The sequence below is a fragment of the Citrobacter sp. Cpo012 genome (assembly GCF_030333015.1).
Taxonomy (GTDB): Bacteria; Pseudomonadota; Gammaproteobacteria; order Enterobacterales; family Enterobacteriaceae; genus Citrobacter; species Citrobacter portucalensis.
Genome location: NZ_JAOWGR010000030.1, coordinates 214588 through 233371 on the forward strand (window position 1 = coordinate 214588; position 18784 = coordinate 233371).

17 protein-coding genes are annotated in these 18784 nt (G+C 52.3%); 2 read left to right on the forward strand and 15 right to left on the reverse strand.

The features are described 5' to 3' along the window. Window positions 1–306: 306 nt before the first annotated feature. From flhE to tar, 9 genes are all read right to left on the reverse strand, one after another. On the reverse strand, window positions 307–699 hold the full coding sequence (gene flhE / locus OGX90_RS03245; RefSeq protein WP_008785064.1) for a flagellar protein FlhE: 393 nt from the start codon (window positions 697–699) through the stop codon (window positions 307–309). Continuing rightward, on the reverse strand, window positions 699–2777 hold the full coding sequence (flhA, locus tag OGX90_RS03250) for a flagellar biosynthesis protein FlhA (protein ID WP_003833865.1): 2079 nt from the start codon (window positions 2775–2777) through the stop codon (window positions 699–701). The genes flhE and flhA overlap by 1 nt, the downstream gene beginning before the upstream one ends. Continuing rightward, window positions 2770–3921 carry a flagellar biosynthesis protein FlhB gene (gene flhB / locus OGX90_RS03255; protein ID WP_003833866.1) on the reverse strand — a complete coding sequence of 384 codons (1152 nt, stop codon included), beginning with the start codon at window positions 3919–3921 and terminating at the stop codon, window positions 2770–2772. Before flhB ends, flhA begins: the two co-directional genes overlap by 8 nt. Window positions 3922–4079: 158 nt before the next feature. Next, window positions 4080–4724 (reverse strand): protein phosphatase CheZ, encoded by a 645-nt coding sequence (gene cheZ / locus OGX90_RS03260; protein WP_003034659.1) that lies wholly within the window; start codon window positions 4722–4724, stop codon window positions 4080–4082. Between the two features lie 10 nt (window positions 4725–4734). Continuing rightward, the gene (gene cheY, locus OGX90_RS03265; protein WP_003034656.1) at window positions 4735–5124 is read right to left on the reverse strand and encodes a chemotaxis response regulator CheY; all 390 of its coding nucleotides are present in this window, start codon (window positions 5122–5124) and stop codon (window positions 4735–4737) included. Between the two features lie 17 nt (window positions 5125–5141). Then, window positions 5142–6191, reverse strand: a complete 1050-nt coding sequence (locus OGX90_RS03270; RefSeq protein ID WP_279850684.1) for a protein-glutamate methylesterase/protein-glutamine glutaminase — start codon at window positions 6189–6191, stop codon at window positions 5142–5144. Continuing rightward, window positions 6188–7060 carry a protein-glutamate O-methyltransferase CheR gene (gene cheR, locus OGX90_RS03275; protein ID WP_032943796.1) on the reverse strand — a complete coding sequence of 291 codons (873 nt, stop codon included), beginning with the start codon at window positions 7058–7060 and terminating at the stop codon, window positions 6188–6190. The genes OGX90_RS03270 and cheR overlap by 4 nt, the downstream gene beginning before the upstream one ends. Window positions 7061–7079: 19 nt before the next feature. Continuing rightward, window positions 7080–8681 (reverse strand): methyl-accepting chemotaxis protein IV, encoded by a 1602-nt coding sequence (gene tap, locus OGX90_RS03280; protein WP_174771409.1) that lies wholly within the window; start codon window positions 8679–8681, stop codon window positions 7080–7082. A 43-nt stretch (window positions 8682–8724) separates the two neighbouring features. Then, complete coding sequence (gene tar, locus OGX90_RS03285; RefSeq protein WP_079934729.1) at window positions 8725–10380, reverse strand: methyl-accepting chemotaxis protein II; 1656 nt, start codon at window positions 10378–10380, stop codon at window positions 8725–8727. Between the two features lie 406 nt (window positions 10381–10786). On the opposite strand from tar, the gene OGX90_RS03290 reads away from it, so the two are divergent. Beyond that, a complete protein-coding gene (locus OGX90_RS03290; RefSeq protein WP_286623125.1) occupies window positions 10787–12046 on the forward strand; it encodes a dicarboxylate/amino acid:cation symporter in 1260 nt (419 codons plus the stop codon). Window positions 12047–12122: 76 nt separating this feature from the next. Here the strand turns inward: OGX90_RS03290 and cheW are convergent, their stop codons facing one another. The 6 genes from cheW to flhD all read right to left on the reverse strand — a co-directional run bounded on the left by cheW (window position 12123) and on the right by flhD (window position 17548). Next, on the reverse strand, window positions 12123–12626 hold the full coding sequence (gene cheW / locus OGX90_RS03295; RefSeq protein ID WP_003034638.1) for a chemotaxis protein CheW: 504 nt from the start codon (window positions 12624–12626) through the stop codon (window positions 12123–12125). Window positions 12627–12646: 20 nt separating this feature from the next. Further along, window positions 12647–14683, reverse strand: coding sequence for a chemotaxis protein CheA (cheA, locus tag OGX90_RS03300; protein WP_057068897.1), 2037 nt, complete (start codon window positions 14681–14683; stop codon window positions 12647–12649). 4 nt (window positions 14684–14687) lie between these two features. Beyond that, complete coding sequence (gene motB, locus OGX90_RS03305) at window positions 14688–15617, reverse strand: flagellar motor protein MotB (RefSeq protein WP_003034631.1); 930 nt, start codon at window positions 15615–15617, stop codon at window positions 14688–14690. Continuing rightward, complete coding sequence (motA, locus tag OGX90_RS03310; protein WP_003034628.1) at window positions 15614–16501, reverse strand: flagellar motor stator protein MotA; 888 nt, start codon at window positions 16499–16501, stop codon at window positions 15614–15616. Before motA ends, motB begins: the two co-directional genes overlap by 4 nt. Before the next feature lie 124 nt (window positions 16502–16625). Then, the gene (flhC, locus tag OGX90_RS03315; RefSeq protein WP_008785071.1) at window positions 16626–17210 is read right to left on the reverse strand and encodes a flagellar transcriptional regulator FlhC; all 585 of its coding nucleotides are present in this window, start codon (window positions 17208–17210) and stop codon (window positions 16626–16628) included. Continuing rightward, a complete protein-coding gene (flhD, locus tag OGX90_RS03320) occupies window positions 17207–17548 on the reverse strand; it encodes a flagellar transcriptional regulator FlhD (protein ID WP_003034622.1) in 342 nt (113 codons plus the stop codon). Before flhD ends, flhC begins: the two co-directional genes overlap by 4 nt. Before the next feature lie 793 nt (window positions 17549–18341). Here flhD and uspC point away from each other — a divergent pair. After that, the gene (gene uspC, locus OGX90_RS03325) at window positions 18342–18770 is read left to right on the forward strand and encodes a universal stress protein UspC (protein WP_008785072.1); all 429 of its coding nucleotides are present in this window, start codon (window positions 18342–18344) and stop codon (window positions 18768–18770) included. The last annotated feature ends 14 nt before the right edge of the window (window positions 18771–18784 follow it).

Here is an 18784-nt window from a genome sequence, read left to right on the forward strand (position 1 = left end):
ACTAAACCTCTGTCAATGTCGGATTCAATGCTGTGACCTGCCCCTGTTACGGCGCAGCAGCTTTATTTGGGAGGCCCCGCAATCCTCGCTTTGACAATGGGCATCCTTATAGGGTCACAGTAAAAGCTAACAGAAAGTGAAACCTTTCTATTTCTGCCAGAAGGATTCGTGAAATGGCAAGAATACAAAGAGTCCGGCAACGTACGTCACTTATTTTATAAAACGACGTTTCTATTTAATTGAATGAGAAGCTGCAATGTTGAAACAACCAGCAGTTTCAACTGCTGGTCTGAATGACGGAGGGGGTTAACGGTAGTTCACAATCACCTGATTGCTCTGAATGCGTAACGCGGGGATCAGGCGACCACCGCCGGGGACCTCCCAGACAAAATGCATCGGTTCAATGGCCGGAACGTTATTGAACCCGTTGGTGGTCCCACTTTGCCCGTCCAGCTCGACACAACGGGACTGAGAACATAAACGCACCCGCAAACCTGCGGGCGTGGGTCCATTCAGCTCATAGCGCCAGGCCACCAGCGTCATCAAGCCTGAGACCGGCTGGCTGGGAACCAAAGGATCAGACGAGGCTGACTGGCCACGGTGATTTAAGGTGATCCCCATGCCACTTGCCTGCCAGGCCCCTTCTCCGGCGGCCTGCGCCACCAGAGGAAAAAACAACAACCACAATAAATTACGCATTATTTACCTCCAATGGTCGCCGTCATGCGGATATGGCGGTTATCGGAAAGCTCCATATTCGATAACACCACCAACTGCGGGATGCTGCGGCGTAAAAACCGCGCCAGTAACGGACGTAACGCGTGATTAACCAGCAAGACCGGCGGCGCGCCCAACATTTCCTGCCGGGACAGCGCTTCCTGAGTCTGGGCCAGCAGTCGGTCTGCAAGCCCAGGCTCCAGACCGCCGCCCCCCTGCAGCGCTTGCAGCAGCAAACGCTCGAGCGGAGTATCAAGACCGATAACCTGAACCTCTTCATTACCCGGGAACCACTGCTGAGTGATGGCACGTCCTAACGCAACACGGACGACCGCGGTAAGCTCATGCGGATCGTTTTGCAACGGCGCATGTTCCGCCAGCGTTTCAAGAATGGTGCGCATATCGCGAATCGGTACTTTCTCATCCAGCAAGTTCTGCAGCACTTTATGCAGCGTGGTGAGCGTCACAACGCCCGGCACCAGATCTTCCGTCAGCTTTGGCATCTCCTGCGACACTCGATCCAGTAACTGCTGCGCTTCCTGACGGCCAAACAGCTCAGCGGCGAACTGCCCAATCAGGTGGTTTAGATGCGTAGCGACAACTGTACTGGCTTCAACCACCGTAAAGCCCTGAATCTGCGCCTGTTCCTTCAATGCGCTTTCAATCCAGATAGCGTCCAGTCCGAACGCCGGATCGACCGTTTTCTCACCCGGCAGCGACCCGGCGGCAGTACCCGGGTTAATGGCCAGCCAGCGTCCCGGATAGGCGTCACCGCTGCCAATTTCTACCCCTTTCATCAAAATTCGATAGCGGGCTGGCTGCAGATCCATATTGTCTCGAATGTGTACCACCGGCGGCAGGAAGCCCATATCCTGGGCAAATTTCTTACGAATACTGCGAATTCGCCCCAGCAACTCGCCATCCTGTTGAAAGTCCACCATTGGGATCAGGCGGTAACCTACCTCCATGCCCAGCGAATCTTCCAACTGCACGTCGTTCCATGTGGCTTCCACCACGGAGTTGTTTTCCGGCATTTTCACCGGCTGCGGTTCATCTGGCGCTTTTTGCTCACGACCGCGCATCCACCATGCCAGAGCCAACAATGCGGCAGTAAACATCAGAAACACCAGGTTCGGCATGCCCGGAACCAGACCCAAAAGTCCAAGTACCGCCGCACTGAGCAACATGACGCTGGGGTTGCTGAACAGTTGGGTCACCATCTGTTCGCCTACGTCCTGGTCGGTACTCACGCGGGTCACGATAACACCCGCCGCGGTAGAGATAACCAGCGCAGGAATTTGTGCCACCAGCCCGTCACCGATGGTCAGCAGGGTATAACTTTCCGCAGCGCTGCCCATGCTCATACCATGCTGCAACACCCCAACTAACAGACCGCCGACCACGTTGATTACCATGATCAAAATACCAGCGATGGCATCTCCACGGACGAATTTACTCGCACCGTCCATTGAGCCGTAAAAATCCGCTTCCTGGGTCACTTCCGAGCGTCGTTTTTTAGCTTCATCTTCGCCAATCAGACCGGCATTCAAATCCGCATCAATCGCCATCTGCTTGCCGGGCATACCATCCAGCACGAAGCGCGCGCCAACCTCGGCGATACGCCCCGCACCTTTGGTGATGACCATAAAGTTAATGATGACGAGAATCACGAAGACCACGATGCCGATCGCAAAGTTACCGCCCACCAGGAAGTGGCCGAAGGCTTCAACCACCTTCCCCGCCGCCGCCGCGCCAGTGTGTCCTTCCATCAAAATGATACGGGTAGACGCGACGTTCAGCGCCAGACGTAATAATGTGGTAAACAGCAAAATCGTCGGGAATGCGGCAAACTCAAGTGTACGCTGGGTGAACATCGCCACCAGCAGCACCATGATCGACAGCGCAATGTTAAATGTGAACAGCAAATCGAGGACGAAAGCCGGCAGCGGCAGCACCATCATCGACAGGATCAGCAGGATGAGGATCGGTCCGGCAAGTATTTGCCATTGCGTGGATTTCAGGTTGCTGGGCAGACGCAGCATCGCGACCAGATTAGCCATCAGTATTCTTCTCGTTCATGAAATCCAGTGCTTCAGGCACCGGAAGGTTTTCAGGTTGTGGTGGACGCTTGCCGCCAGCCAGACGCCAGCGTTTTAGCTGCCATACCCATGCCAGTACTTCAGCAACGGCGGCATATAATTGACCCGGTATTTGCTGACCAATCTCAGCATGGCGATAGAGCGCACGCGCCAGTGGCGGCGCTTCTAATGTCGGGACACGGTGCTCTGCGCCAATTTCACGAATGCGCAGCGCAACCAGCCCGGCCCCTTTCGCAACAACTTTCGGCGCACTCATTTTGTTCTCGTCATACTTCAACGCCACTGAGTAGTGCGTAGGGTTAGTGACAATAACGTCTGCTTTCGGCACATCCGCCATCATGCGACGCTGAGCGGCCGCGCGCTGCATTTGACGAATTTTGCCCTTAACGTGCGGGTCACCTTCGCTTTGCTTAAATTCATCGCGGATATCCTGACGCGACATACGCAGTTTTTTCACATGGCTATAGATCTGGAAAAAGACGTCGAACCCCACCATCGGAATAACGCCAAGCACCACCAGTAGTGCACACATACCGACTAAATCCAAGGCATTGCCCATCGCCGTAATCGGTGACTCCGCCATCAGACGCATCATCGCCGGCCAGTTATGCCAGAGATAAAATCCGGCCACGCTTCCCACCAACGTGGACTTCAGTATTGCTTTGAGCAGTTCTGCGCCGGTTTGCGCGGAAAACATGCGCTTAATGCCCGGCAGCGGATTCAGCTTGGAGAATTTGGGTTGCAGGGATTTACCGCTGAAAATCAAGCCGCCAAGCATCACCGGGGAAATTAAAGCCACCAGAACGACGCCGGTAATCAACGGCAACAGCGCAATCATCGCGTCTTTAATCAGCAGGATGATTTGGCTGAGGATCAGATTCGGGTCGTTGACCATACTGTGGTCAAAACGTAATCCGGCCGACAGCATGCCAGCCAGCCTACGGGCAAGCGACTCCCCACCAATCCAGATAATGCACACACCCACCAGCAAAATAAGCAGTGAGGTTAGCTCTTTGGATCGGGGGATCTGCCCTTCTTCCCGCGCTTTTTCAAGTCGGTGGGGTGTGGGGGCTTCTGTTTTGTCGTCGTCGCTTTCTTCTGCCACGCATCAGACCCTAGATAGAGATATAGGCGAGAATGATGCCAGAACAGCTATCCAGCAATGGGAAGAGTAAGCGGTAAAAAAGACGGGATTTATGGCTTTAAGCAGAATTGCGCATAAGCCGGATGAGAGGCCCACGCCTCACATCCGGCAAATACTCATCAGAACCCGAGGCTATCCAGCAGGTCGTCAACCTGATCCTGACTTGCCACTACACCGGCTTTCGAGGCGTCAACCTGCGGGCCGTTAAGCAAGCTTTCGTTTTCACGTTTTGGACGAGCGCCCTGTTCCGGAATGTTTTCCAACAGAACCATCAGCAGCTGACGTTCAATCTCCTGGATAACATCCATCATGCGCTTGATGACCTGTCCGGTGAGATCCTGGAAATCCTGCGCCATCATGATGTCCAGCAGTTGGGCATTGGTAAAGCTGGTATGTCCAGGTACATCACCAAGGAACTGACGGGTATCGGTGACCAGTTCACGTGCGTCGGAGAGTTCGATCGGATTTTCGAACCATTCATCCCAGCGTTTAGTCAGGTCTTTGGCCCCTTTTTCCATCGCGTCCTGATGCGGCTGCGAAGCTTCTACGCTGTTTAGCGCACGCTCCGCCGCCTGCGCGGTCATCTGTACAACATAATCGAGACGATCGCGGGCATCAGGAATCGCTTCTGCCGCTTCGGCAATGGCCTGATCCAGCCCCAGTTCACGCAGGCTGTCGCGCAGCATTCGGGTCAAACTGCCGATGCGCGCGATGATGTCCCCTGCAGAGTGTTCGTCAGCAGGTTTAATTTGTGGTTGCATCATCATCACACCCTCACATGCCCAGTTTCTCAAAGATTTTATTCAGTTTTTCTTCCAGCGTCGCCGCCGTGAACGGTTTCACGACATAGCCACTGGCACCTGCCTGTGCTGCCGCAATGATGTTCTCTTTTTTCGCTTCTGCCGTGACCATCAGCACCGGCAGAGAAGCCATCCCGCCATCAGCACGGATGGTTTTCAGCAGTTCCAGTCCATCCATGTTCGGCATGTTCCAGTCAGAAATAACAAAACCGAATCCCCCAGCCTGCAGCTTGTTCAGCGCATCCACGCCGTCTTCAGCTTCTTCAACATTGTTGAATCCCAGCTCTTTAAGCAGGTTACGCACGATGCGACGCATGGTGGAAAAGTCATCCACAACCAAAAACTTAAGCTCTTTATCCGCCATAAAAATAAACTCCTGATTCAAATACGTATTGCCTGTCCGGCACTAATTTTCACCAGCATTTGCTGGCTCACCTGGCTAAGATCGACCACTTCGCTTACGCCACCCATATTGATGGCCTCGCGCGGCATGCCGAACACCACACAACTTGCTTCGTTTTGCGCAATGGTCCAGGCTCCCGCCTGATTCATCGCTAACATTCCGGCTGCGCCATCGTTGCCCATACCGGTCAGGATCACCCCGACGGCATTGCGCCCCGCATGTTTCGCCACCGAATGGAACAGCACATCCACTGAGGGCCGATGCCGATTAACCGGCGGACCGTCATGAATTTTGATTTGATAGTTCGCGCCGCTGCGTGCCAGTTCCATATGCTTGTCGCCCGGCGCGATATACGCATGCCCCGGGAGTACGCGCTCTCCGTCTTCTGCCTCTTTCACGGTTATCTGGCACAGTTTGTTCAGACGTTCGGCGAACGAACGGGTAAACCCTGGTGGCATATGCTGGGTAATAAGAATACCGGGGCTTGAAAGCGGCAATGGCTGGAGTACATGGCGAATTGCCTCTGTTCCTCCGGTTGATGCCCCAATCACCAGCAGCTTTTCCGAACTGAGTAACGGCCCTGCTTTCAAGGTCGTCGGTGCCGCCATGGGCTTATGGGCCGCCAGTTTTGCGCGCGATGCGGTGCGGATCTTTTCAGCAATCATCTCGCTATACGCCAGCATCCCTTCGCGGATCCCCAGTTGCGGTTTGGTGACAAAATCAATCGCCCCCAGTTCCAAGGCCCGCAGCGTGACCTCTGAACCTTTGCCGGTCAGTGAAGAAACCATCACCACAGGCATTGGACGCAGGCGCATCAACTTATCCAGGAAGTCGAGGCCGTCCATGCGCGGCATTTCCACGTCCAGCGTCAGGACGTCGGGATTGTATTTTTTGATTAAATCCCGGGCGACCAACGGATCCGGCGCCGTCGCCACCATTTCCATATCACTGTGACTGTTAATAATTTCGGTCATGATTTGACGCATCAATGCAGAATCATCTACCGACAACACCCTGATTTTACTCATGCTTTATCCTTACCTGGCGCATGCGCATACACGGTCTGTCCACGCAGGCTAAACTCGCGCACAAGGTTGCTAAAGTTTTCTGAATGACCTGCAAAGAGCAGCCCGTCAGGTTTAAGAAGTGGAACAAAACGGTGCAAAATGTCCTGTTGTGTCGTTTTATCGAAATAGATCATCACGTTACGACAAAATATGGCGTCGAACGGTCCGGGCACGTTGTACTGCTTATCCAGTAAGTTCACGCTGGAAAATTCAACATGACCTGCCAGTTCCTGCCTTACGCGTACCAGTCCTTCATGCGGCCCGGTGCCGCGCATGAAATAACGCTGCAACTGCTGGGGTGACAGCGTCTTTAGCTCATCGAGGCGGTAAATGCCGTTTCTGGCCTTTTCCAGCACTTCGGTATCAATGTCGCTGGCAAAAACGCGCCAGCGGCCCGGTGCCATACCTAAGGTATCGGCAAGCGTAATCGCAATGCTGTAGGGTTCTTCTCCGGTTGACGCCGCCGCGCTCCAGACGCGGTATTCACCGCTGCGCCGACGAGCGTGATCTGACAGCACCGGAAAATGATGCCCTTCGCGAAAAAACGCGGTCAGGTTGGTAGTCAGGGAGTTAATAAAAGCCTGCCACTCAGCACTGTTCTGGTTAGCTTCCAGCATGCTGAGATAGCGACCAAAGTCATCCAGCCCCAGGGTACGCAGACGACGAACCAGGCGGTTATAAACCATGTCCCGCTTATGGTCGGCCAGTACGATCCCCGCACGCTGGTAGATTAATTGACATATCCGACGAAAATGCGCGTCAGACAGCGCGAGGCGCTGTGTCATCTGTAACAATAATGACGTTTGCCCGGAGGGCAGAGATGATGTCATAGCGCCTTCTCAATCACATTCAGGATACAACGGGCGCAACCTGAGGCTGCGCCAACTCTTGTTTTGCTACGGTTTGCTCTTCAAGTTTAAAAAATGCGACACAAGCAGAAAGATGATCGGCCTGCGTGGCAAGTTGTCCGGCGGCGGATGCGGCTTCTTCCACCAGACCGGCGTTTTGCTGCGTCACGGAGTCCATCTGGCTGACGGCCTGCGCCACCTGCTCAATGCCTCTGCGCTGTTCATCGGATGCCGAGGCAATCTCGCCCATGATGTCGTTAACCCGGGTCACCGAACTGACTATTTCCGTCATAGTGCGCGACGCCATATCCACCAGCTGCGAGCCCTGATGCACCCGGGTGACAGATTCCTCAATCAGTCCCTTAATTTCTTTCGCCGCCTGTGCGCTACGGCTTGCCAGATTGCGCACCTCACCAGCGACGACGGCAAAACCACGCCCTTGCTCCCCCGCCCTGGCGGCCTCTACCGCGGCATTCAACGCCAGAATATTGGTCTGGAAGGCAATGCTGTCAATCACGCCGATGATGTCGCCGATTTTCTGCGAGCTGGCAGAAATCTCATGCATAGTGCTGGCGACCCGGGACGTCTGCTCGCCACCTTTATGCGCTGTGTCTGCCGCACTTTTGGCGATTCCTGACGCCTGGCGTGCGTTATCAGCGTTCTGGCCGACGGTGGCGGTCAGTTGCTCCATGCTGGCCGCCGTTTGCGCCAGAGCGGCCGCTTGCTGTTCGGTTCGCGAAGATAAATCGTTATTGCCCATCGCAATTTCTGAAATACCGCTATGCATGGCTGAGCTGCCCTGACGAACGTCACTGACCGTTTCGCGTAACGCCTTTTGCATCTTCTGCAGGCTGGCAAAAATGGCCGAGATCTCATTGCGACCATAAACCGCTACCGGTCGTGCCAGGTTCCCCGCGGCAATACTGTCGAAATGGCTGCCAATAATCGCCAGCGGCTGAACGATCATCTTGCGCGACCAGAACAGCGCACCGCTGGTGAGCAGTGCCGCCAGTACCACCATGGTGGCGAAAATCACCCCCGACATATGGTAATTTCGCTGGCTCTGATCGCCTGCCGTTTGTAACACGCTGTCGATGTTGCTCTGCCACGCATTCACATTCGCATCAAAAGCATCCTGAGCCGCCTGCACCGGCGCGGTCAGAAAATCTGACAACTGATTGTTTTCAAGCCAGGTGGCCTGATGCGCGAGAGCGCTATGCCACTGGTTGAAATTTTCCTCAGTTGCGCCTAACAGCGCCTTGCCTTGTTCCGTCGAATCCGACGTCGCCATAAAGCGTTTAAACATCAATTCAGACTGCGCCAGGCTGTCGCGCGCGAGGGTCATCAGCGTTTTGATGTCCTCTGGCGGATAGCTCAGGGCGGTCAGCGTCCCTGCCTTATTAAGGGCCGTACTGGCCTGTAATAACACAGCGCGGGTTTGGGCCAGCGCAGCGCGTTGCTGATTACTCCGTTCGACCTGATTCAGGTTCTGAAAACCGTCCCGAAATGCCCAGAAGGACAAGCCATTACTGCCAATCTGCAAAACACCGCAGAGGATTAAAATCAAAAACAGCGTGGTCGAAATTCGAATACGATTAAACATCAACGCTCCCATTGGGCGGCACTGGCCGCGGTTTAACTATCAGTCAAAATGTTTCCCAATTCGTATCTTGTTCAATGCTCTGGCGCGGATAGGATGCGCTCGGGGCTGTTGGTAATCGTGTATCGCGTGGTTTTGTCGAGGCCGGACGTGACGCAAGACGGAAAGTCGATACCGACTGCGTTAAGCGACTGGCCTGTTCTTCAAGAGCGGCCGCTGCGGCAGCTGACTCCTGTACCAAAGAGGCGTTCTGCTGCGTAACGCGATCCATTTCAGAGACCGCGAGCGCAACCTGATCAATCCCCCGGCTTTGCTCATCAGATGCCGAGGCAATCTCGCCCATAATGTCGGTCACCCGCGTCACGGCATTGACGATATCGTTCATTGTTTCGCCGGCGCTTTCTACCAGTACGGAACCGGTATCAACCCGGGAAACGGAATCTTCAATCAATGCTTTGATCTCTTTCGCCGCCTGCGCACTGCGACTTGCCAGATTACGCACTTCACCCGCTACCACAGCAAAGCCGCGGCCTTGCTCACCGGCACGTGCTGCTTCAACTGCCGCGTTCAGTGCGAGAATGTTGGTCTGAAAGGCAATGCCATCGATGACGCTGATGATGTCGGCGATTTTCTTCGAGCTATCGGCGATTTCGTGCATGGTGTTCACCACGCTATCAACCACTTTGCCGCCATGCTGCGCGGTATCGGACGCGCTTTTTGCCAGTTGCGAGGCCTGACGCGCGTTGTCCGCGTTTTGCTTCACAGTTGCGGTCAGCTGTTCCATGCTGGCTGCGGTCTCTTCAAGTGCAGACGCCTGCTGTTCCGTACGAGATGAAAGGTCAGTGTTTCCGCTGGCAATTTCACTGGTACCGGAATAAATCGCGTCAGAGCCTTCACGCACCAGAGTGACGGTTTCCGTCAGCGAGCGCTGCATATGATCAACCGTACTGGCCAACTCGCCGATTTCGTTACGGCCACTAACGGCGAGAGTTGCGGTCAGGTTACCGCTGGCGATTTCCCGGATATGGGCAATGACACGGGACAGAGGATTAAGCAGGGTATGACGGATGCCATACCAGACCACCACCAGAATCAGCACCAGCACCACGGCCAGCACGCCGAGCTGCCATTGGGCGAAATGGTAATCCCGCGCGCTTTGATCAAATGCCTGGACGTAAAGCTTTTCGCTAACGCTGGCGTACTTGCCCAGCGCCTCGCCGAGCGCGTTTTGCATTCCCTGCGTAGGCTGCGCGAAGTAGGCGTCCATATTGCCGCTTTCCAGAAACTGAACCAGTTCTGCCAGGGCCGCATGGTACTGCTGATATTTTTCCTCAACGTTGCCGCTGGCTTCTGCCATTTCCGGCAACGGTGTGATGTTTTTAAATTTTGCGTAATGCGTTTCAGCCTGCGCCAGCGATGCTTTCGCATTCTTCAGCAGATCGTTTTTGGCGCTGCTTTGCTGGTTAGATGCATCCATCATCATGCGCGCAGAAGAACGGCTTAAATTGATTCGTGTCTGCAGCATCAGATCCCATGTTGAGGTGAGTTCACTTTGCTGCTGTCGAAGATCGTTAGAAATAACAAAACTTTGCTGATTCTGCTGCAATGAAGAAAACAACAGACCACCGGAAACAAGCTGTAGCAGTGCGAAAACCCCCAGCACCATCATCAGCATTGTGACAACGCGGATACGGTTAAACATAAGGCACCTTCCTGAAAACGAGTTATCAACGTTATCGGCACTCGCTGAGATAACTTTACGTTTGCGAAAAGGAAATCCTGAAGGGATGTGAAGCCTGGCGAGGGGAAGATAAAACGGGTGTGCAGCAACCACAAATCATTCACATAAAAACACCATAATTATCATGTAAATAACATTTATTTTCATCGGTGAGCACGGTCAGAATGGCCGAAATACGCATTTTTATGTGATTGAGATCACACATACGCATCGTAAATACCACAACAAAATGGATAAAAAATTAAAAAAAGTTGTATCCGCTTACGCTTTAATCCAATTTATATGATGAATACCTCGTTACCACTTAATAAGTATAAAAAATGAGTAACCGATCAATAAATGTTAAATCCTTACTGAGGGCTTTTTAGTGGCAAATGCAAACAAACTCACGTTGTTTATCGTGATCTTCATGCTGGCGGGGATCCTGTCGGGTGCGGTGATCCACTCTTATGCCTCCCCCGGCGTTGTGACCGCCTGGGCCGATAACATTACGCTTCTTACCGACATCTTTATACGCCTGATTAAAATGGTGATCGCACCTTTAGTATTCAGCACCCTGACCGTTGGTATTATGCGCCTGGGAGAAACGTCCACCATCGGTCGCGTGGGCGGCAAAGCGATGATCTGGTTTATCAGCTCTTCTATATTGTCTATCCTGGTCGGTCTGTTTGTGGTTTCCCTTGAGCAACCCGGCAGCGGGCTGAACCTGGCGATCCCGCTGGAAGCCACCGACACCGGCCTGGCCGTAGGCGGCATGAGCCTGAAAGGTTTTCTGACGCATACCATTCCAACCAGCATCGCCGAAGCGATGGCTAACAATGAGATCCTGCAAATTGTGGTGTTCTCAATGTTCTTCGGTATTGGTGGCGCATCGCTCGGAGAGAAATTTAACGCTCCACTGGTTGCCGCGCTGGATGTGGTTTCCCACATTATGCTGAAAGTGACCGGCTACGTGATGTACGTTGCGCCGCTGGCTATTTTTGCCGCCATCTCTTCCGTCATCTCCACCCAGGGTCTGGGGATCCTGCTTAACTATGCGTCGTTTATCGGCGGCTACTATGTAGCGATTTTGCTGACCTGCCTGGTTCTGCTGGCTGTGGGTTATGTGATGCTGAAAAAAGAGGTATTTCGCCTGGTAAGCATGCTGAAAGACCCGGTTCTGGTCGCATTCACCACCAGCAGCTCTGAGGCCGCTTATCCGAAAACGCTGGAGCAATTAACTAAATTTGGCTGCTCACCCAACATCGTGTCATTCGTGCTGCCTATCGGTTATTCGTTTAACCTGGTCGGTTCCATGGTCTATTGTTCATTTGCCTCCATGTTTATCGCGCAGGCCTATAACATCCACCTCTCCTTCGCAGAAATCACCGTCCTGATGCTGACGCTGATGCTGGCGTCCAAAGGGATTGCCGGTGTGCCGCGTTCAGCACTGGTAGTGCTGGCTGCAACCATCCCGAGCTTTAACATTCCGGTCGCCGGGATCCTGTTACTGATGGGAATTGACCACTTCCTGGATATGGGACGTTCAGCAATCAACGTATTAGGTAACGGGATTGCAACGGCGATGCTGGCGCAGGATGAAGGTTTACTGGAAGAAGAACCGGAGCTGGTTGAGCGGGAAGCGTAAGAGGGAAATCTGCCGGATGCGCTACGCTAATCCGGCCTGCAACAGCAATCATTGTAGGCCGGATGAGTTATGGCGATTATGCGACGTGGGAAGCGGCAATATCCAGCAGCGCCATTTCTTCGCTGTTCAGCAGCTTCTCAATGTTGACCAGAATCAGCATCCGGTCACCCAGCGCACCCAATCCCGTCAAATATTCCGTCGACAGCGTGACCGCAAACTCCGGTGCCGGACGGATTTGATCCGTTGTCAGCGACAGCACATCCGAGACGCCATCTACCACAATTCCAACCACCCGCTGACCCAGATTCAGCACAATCACCACTGTGTTTTCGTTGTAATCCACATCGCTCTGGCTAAATTTCACGCGCAGGTCGACGATAGGCACAATCACACCACGCAGGTTTGTGACGCCTTTGATAAACGCAGGCGTGTTAGCGATACGCGTCACCTGATCATAACCACGGATTTCCTGCACTTTCAGGATATCGATACCGTACTCTTCATCCCCCAGCGTAAACACGAGGAATTCCTGACCTGACGGTTCGCCGGCCAGTTTAGTTACATTACTCATACCGGTCATATTATTCCCTTCTCACTCAATCAGGCGGCTGTGATCGCCACACGTTGTTCGCGGTTTAACCCCTGCAATGCAGAGACATCGACAATCAGCGCGACGCTGCCGTCGCCGAGGATCGTTGCAGCAGAAATACCTGGCACTTTGCGGTAGTTGCTTTCCAGGTTTTTGACCACCACCTGGTGTTGACCAATTAACTGATCCACCAGCAGCGCATAGCGACGCCCTGCACTTTGTAAAATGACCACTATGCCCTGAGTCGCTTCAGTTTTAGCGCCTTCAACCTCAAAGACTTTCCACAACTCAACCAGTGGTAAATATTCGCCACGCACTTCCAGAACGCGCTCTCCTCCGGCCAGCGGATGGAGATCTTCTTCGCGCGGTTGCAGCGATTCCATAACGGCATTCAGTGGCAGAATGAAGACCTCATCGGCCACACGCACGGACATCCCGTCGAGGATCGCCAGCGTCAGCGGCAGCAGAATGCGAATAGTGGTCCCCTGTCCCTGTTTAGACTGGATCTCAACATGGCCGCCCATCTCCTGGATATTTCGCTTCACCACATCCATACCCACGCCGCGTCCGGAAACATCCGTCACCTGTTCGGCGGTCGAAAAGCCTGGAGCGAAGATCAACATACCCACTTCGTCATCACTCATGTTTTCGTGGATCGGCATGCCCTGAGAGACAGCTTTAGCCAGGATACGTTCGCGGTTCAGGCCAGCGCCATCATCGGTCACTTCAATACAAATATTCCCGCCCTGATGCTCCGCGGAAAGCGTCAGATTGCCGATTGGGCTTTTGCCGGATTCAAGGCGTTTTTCCGGCAGTTCGATACCATGGTCGAGGCTGTTACGCACCAGGTGCGTCAACGGATCGATGATGCGTTCAATCAGGCTCTTATCGAGTTCGGTTGAGCTACCTACCTGCGTCAGCTCGACCTGTTTACCCAGCTTACCGGCCAGATCGCGCACCAGACGAGGGAAACGGCTGAACACGTACTCCATTGGCATCATACGAATCGACATCACCGACTCTTGCAAATCGCGGGCGTTACGTTGTAACTGACCCATACTGGTGATGAGATCGCCATGATTGACAGGATCCAGTTCGTTAGAGCGCTGGGCCAGCATCGACTGGGTGATCACCAACTCACCGACCAGGTTAATAAGCTGATCAACCTTTTCAACCGCTACGCGGATACTGGTCGACTCGCTGGCGCGGGCGGGTTTTTCACGTTCCGCGCGGCTATGTGGTGCTTCACTGGCGGTAGCTTTCACCGCAGGTGCCACAGCAACCGGCTGCGGTTCAGTGACAACTGCCACCTCTTCAGCTTCAACTGCCACAGGCGCTGCGCTGACGGTTTCGAATTCAATTTGGTCAGCTTCAATGACAAAGCAAAGCACCGCGATGATGTCATCTTCTGCCAGGTTGCCATCAAGCGTTGCTGATAACGTGTCGCTTCCTTTTACCACATCGGTTAAGGTCGCCAGATTCCCCAGTTCCTCTTCCAGTAAATCCACTTCGCTGGCTTTCAGACGCGAGAGAGTAATGCGTTTTTTGCTCTCTTCACTGGCGGGTTCAGGCTTTGCAACCGCCTCTTCCTGCATCGCGGCACTGTCAACAACGCTAAGTTTTGCTGAGTTAACAACTGCCGGTGCGGTTTCACCTTTCGCTTCGAGCGCTAACTGCCGTAACGCCTGGCAGATGTACTCAAAACTGTCGGCATCAGGCTCCACTGAGCTTTTATAGGCGTCGAGCTGTTCCTGCATAATATCTTTCGTTTCCAAAAACAGGTTGATAATGTCGGCATTGAGCTGCATCTCGCCACGCCGCGCTTCATCCAGCAGGTTTTCCATCAGATGGGTCGTTTCCTGCAAAATGGTAAAGCCGAAGGTGCCCGCCCCGCCTTTAATCGAGTGCGCTGCACGAAAAATGGCATTCAGCTGTTCGGAATCCGGGGCTTCAGGAACCAAATCAAGCAGGTGTTGCTCCATATCAGCCAACAGTTCGTCAGCTTCATCAAAAAATGTCTGATAAAAATCGCTAATATCCATGCTCACGCTATCACCTCGGATTGGCTGGTGGCGATGTGGGAACGCTTACCGGCGGGAGTTCCGCTGGCCGTTGTAAGACACTTACCGGCTCATTCTGGCTTTCAGCGTTTTCATGCAAAATGGCCTCTTCTGCCTGCTTATTGAGAACCAGCAGGCTAATACGGCGGTTGATAGCGTCTTCAGGACCGCGATCGCTCAGACGCATCGTGGCGGCCATACCTACCACACGTAATACTTTTCCATCATCCAGACCGCCGCTAACCAGCTCGCGACGCGATGCATTTGCGCGATCGGCAGACAATTCCCAGTTGCTGTACCCTTTCTCACCATTCGCGTAAGGGTAATCATCCGTGTGACCGGAAAGGCTGATCCGGTTAGGGATCCCGTTGAGCACTGGAGCAATCGCGCGCAGGATATCGCGCATGTACGGCTCAACTTCAGCGCTACCGGTCTTAAACATCGGGCGATTCTGACTGTCGATAATCTGTATCCGCAGCCCTTCCTGAACCAAATCAATCTTTAAATGCGGACGCAGCGCTCGCAGTTTGGGATCGGATTCAATCAGTTGATCGAGATCGCCGCGAAGTTTGCTCAAGCGGCTCTGTTCCATACGTTTTCTCAGGTCATCAATATTCGGCTGCTTGTTCACCTCGCCCTGCTGCTGGGTGTAATCATCCCCGCCGCCTGGAATCGGGCTTTGGCTATTCGAAATACGATTTCCCCCGGTCACTGCGGTGGCCAGCGGTGTACGGAAATATTCGGCAATCTGGATCAATTCTTTAGGGCTGGAAATAGAAATGAGCCACATCACCAGAAAGAAGGCCATCATCGCGGTCATAAAATCGGCGTAGGCGATTTTCCACGAGCCATGCGCCCCACCACCGTGATTCTTATGTTTGCGTCGCTTTACAACGATAATGGGATGGGCCTGATTTTTCATGCGTCCTCGGTCGTCTGTTGCGCAGTTGGATTTCTCACCGCACGAACATGTTCTTCCAGTTCGATAAACGAAGGACGTTCGCTGGAGTACAGTGTCTTACGACCAAATTCAACGGCAATCGGCGGCGCGTAACCATTCAGATTGGAGAGCAGCGTTATCTTCACGCACTGCATCATTTTGGTTGTTTCAGCGCTTTTCTGGCGCAGAACGCTGGCAAGCGGAGAAATAAATCCATAGGCCAGCAAAATACCGAGGAATGTTCCCACCATCGCATGCGCAATCAACGCACCCAGCTCTGCTGCCGGGCGATCGGCAGAAGCCAGCGCATGCACAACACCCATAACGGCCGCGACGATCCCGAATGCCGGTAGTGAGTCGCCGACCATCGCCAGACTATTCGCCGGGACTTCAGCCTCACTCTCATGAGTCTCAATTTCTTCGTCCATCAGCGCTTCAATTTCAAACGTATTCATGTTGCCGCTGATGATCAGGCGCAGATAATCGACAATAAAATCAAGCATTACAGCATCCGCAAGAATGCGCGGATAGCTGGCGAAGATTTCACTTTCTTTTGGGTTTTCGATGTCGCGCTCAAGCGAGAACATGCCCTGTTGACGTGACTTGGCCATCAGGCGATACAAGAGCGCCAGCAGATCCATATACATCGCTTTGGTGTATTTCGAACGACGGAAAAGCAACGGGATCGCTTTCATCGTCCCTTTGATGGCTTTCCCGTTATTGCCGACGATGAATGCCCCAATACCCGCACCACCGATAATCACCAGCTCAGCCGGTTGATAGAGTGCCCCAAGGTGTCCGCCGGTCATCATGTAACCGCCGAAAACTGTACCAATAACAACCAGGTAACCTAATAAGATAAGCACGACATCATCCTTTCGCAATTGACTATGACAGGATGCGCAGTCGGGCAATTAACGTAAGGTCAGGACAAAAAAAAGCAGCGGTAATCGCTTACCGCTGCTGGAGTGTTCATCCACACCATATCAGTTAAACAGCCTGTTCGATCTGTTCATCCAGCAGTTGTGGAATAATATCGGCAGCATTCTGGGAAAGTTTACGTCTTTTTACGGCCCGTGATGGCGGTTGGCATAAACTACAGGCAAAGCTGCCTGCGGGTTGGTGTGCGTGGGTGATAAAATTCCCACCGCAGCAATTGCATTGGGACAACTCCAGCAATCCGCTGTCGACAAATCGCACCAGCGTCCACGCGCGGGTTAACGCCAACAATGGCCCTTCTTCAGGCTGCGGACACTGCTCAAGATATAACCGATACGCCTTGATCACGGCATCCACGCCGCTACAGAGACCCGTTTTGAGCAGGAATTGCCATGCATTGCAAAACATCGACGCATGAATATTTTGTTCCCACGTCATAAACCAGTCGGTGGAAAACGGGAGCATCCCTTTTGGCGGAGGACTACCGCGTAATTCTTTGTACAGCTTGATTAATCGACCACGGCTTAATTGCGTTTCGCTTTCCAGCATTTGCAAACGGGCGCCCAATGTGATTAATTCCATTGCTAACTGGATATCACGCGCTTCCTGAACAATGCTTTTTTCGCTCATCATCAAGCCCTTTTCTTACGTGCTGCATCATCGATGTCGCTTAACAGGCGTGTTGAAAGCATGATACCAGTATGAATTTGCTGAAGATCGTCAACGCGGGAGTCTTGCGTCAGGCGAGTAACAGTCTGGTGATCGTCGAAACGGAAATGACATACCAGTTGGTTTGTTTCGGCCAGTTTGACCATTTGAGGAAGTGTTAATGTTGCCAACGTGTCCGCCATTTCCTCGCTGATACCAAGGCGAAACATCGCAGATGCTTTGTCCTGAACGATCAAACGCTGTGCAAGCAATAAATATGACAAATTGATGTCATAGATGTGTTTCAGCAACTCGGATGTATGCATTATTTGCATCCATAATAACCAACATTGTTTTCATGCGGTAAAACCGCACCCCGTGATGTCGCCGGGAAGGCCCGGTAAAAAAAAGCAAAAGGTCAAATACATAGCAGCGTGACGACACTTACGCGTTGTCTAAACATTCCCTTTTAAGAAGGCAGCGTCCCTTACAAGCTCACATCAATTCTTACAAATGTCTAAGATTTTTCCTAATTCGACGCAACTCTACCCGCCGTCAGTTACACATACAACGGAGGTATGCTGCGAATTTAAAGAATATGTGATCAAGATCACATAAACCAGCCAAACACTTAACATAAATCCATCAGCGTAGCTTTTACTTTGCTTATTTTTTAATCCGCCATCATCTATTTCAATTCCTGATGTACGAATATTCTTGCAATAAAAGCGAATAGTATTTTGTTCACATCCGTTAATATCACGCCGTGAAATAGCGAGCTGGATCACATATTTAACTCAAAAAACTTTTTTAATTAAATTCTTTAGAAACAATAAGTTAAATATTTAGAGTGATTAATTAATACCGCGATGTGACGACCTTGCAAATGTTAATATATGTTTAATTTTTATTAACACATTGTTTTCATTAGCGGTGGGTTTCACTTAAGTAACCTGAACATATCTGCAACTAATATGAATCGATTATTCTATTTATAAGAATAATTAATGAATAATCATGATGACATTCACACTATCGAGGCGGGAAACGTTGCAGTATGGGGTAAGCTGAGTAAAGCTGAAAAGCCATCTCATAATTCTTGAAAAAAAGGAGCGGGTTATGAGCTATTCGCACATTCTTGTTGCTGTTGCCGCCACCCCTGAAAGTCAGCAGTTGTTAGACAAGGCGGTTTCTATCGCTCGCCCTGTCAACGCCCGAATTAGCCTGATTACACTGGTCTCAGACCCCGAACTGTATAACCAGTTTGCTGCCCCCATGCTGGAAGACCTGCGTGAAGTGATGCAAGAAGAGACTCAGGATTTTATCGACAAACTTAGCAAAGAAGCAGAATACCCCATTGAACATACCTTTATTACCTATGGGGCTCTGAATGAACATATCCTGGATGTATGCCGCAAACACGCCGTTGATCTGGTCATTTACGGCAACCATAACCACAGTTTTTTTTCTCGCGCATCCTGTTCAGCGAAAAGCGTGATTCATACCAGCCAGGTGGACGTTCTTCTGGTTCCGCTAGCTGGAGATTAATCCACAGTGCCACG

What these genes read in the sequence shown, in the direction of transcription:
- flhE (WP_008785064.1), bottom strand. Translation starts at nt 699, where the DNA reads ATGCGTAATTTATTGTGGTTGTTGTTTTTTCCTCTGGTGGCGCAGGCC.
- flhA (WP_003833865.1), bottom strand. Translation starts at nt 2,777, where the DNA reads ATGGCTAATCTGGTCGCGATGCTGCGTCTGCCCAGCAACCTGAAATCC.
- cheZ (WP_003034659.1), bottom strand. Translation starts at nt 4,724, where the DNA reads ATGATGCAACCACAAATTAAACCTGCTGACGAACACTCTGCAGGGGAC.
- cheY (WP_003034656.1), bottom strand. Translation starts at nt 5,124, where the DNA reads ATGGCGGATAAAGAGCTTAAGTTTTTGGTTGTGGATGACTTTTCCACC.
- OGX90_RS03270 (WP_279850684.1), bottom strand. Translation starts at nt 6,191, where the DNA reads ATGAGTAAAATCAGGGTGTTGTCGGTAGATGATTCTGCATTGATGCGT.
- cheR (WP_032943796.1), bottom strand. Translation starts at nt 7,060, where the DNA reads ATGACATCATCTCTGCCCTCCGGGCAAACGTCATTATTGTTACAGATG.
- tap (WP_174771409.1), bottom strand. Translation starts at nt 8,681, where the DNA reads ATGTTTAATCGTATTCGAATTTCGACCACGCTGTTTTTGATTTTAATC.
- tar (WP_079934729.1), bottom strand. Translation starts at nt 10,380, where the DNA reads ATGTTTAACCGTATCCGCGTTGTCACAATGCTGATGATGGTGCTGGGG.
- cheW (WP_003034638.1), bottom strand. Translation starts at nt 12,626, where the DNA reads ATGACCGGTATGAGTAATGTAACTAAACTGGCCGGCGAACCGTCAGGT.
- motB (WP_003034631.1), bottom strand. Translation starts at nt 15,617, where the DNA reads ATGAAAAATCAGGCCCATCCCATTATCGTTGTAAAGCGACGCAAACAT.
- flhD (WP_003034622.1), bottom strand. Translation starts at nt 17,548, where the DNA reads ATGCATACATCCGAGTTGCTGAAACACATCTATGACATCAATTTGTCA.
- uspC (WP_008785072.1), top strand. Translation starts at nt 18,342, where the DNA reads ATGAGCTATTCGCACATTCTTGTTGCTGTTGCCGCCACCCCTGAAAGT.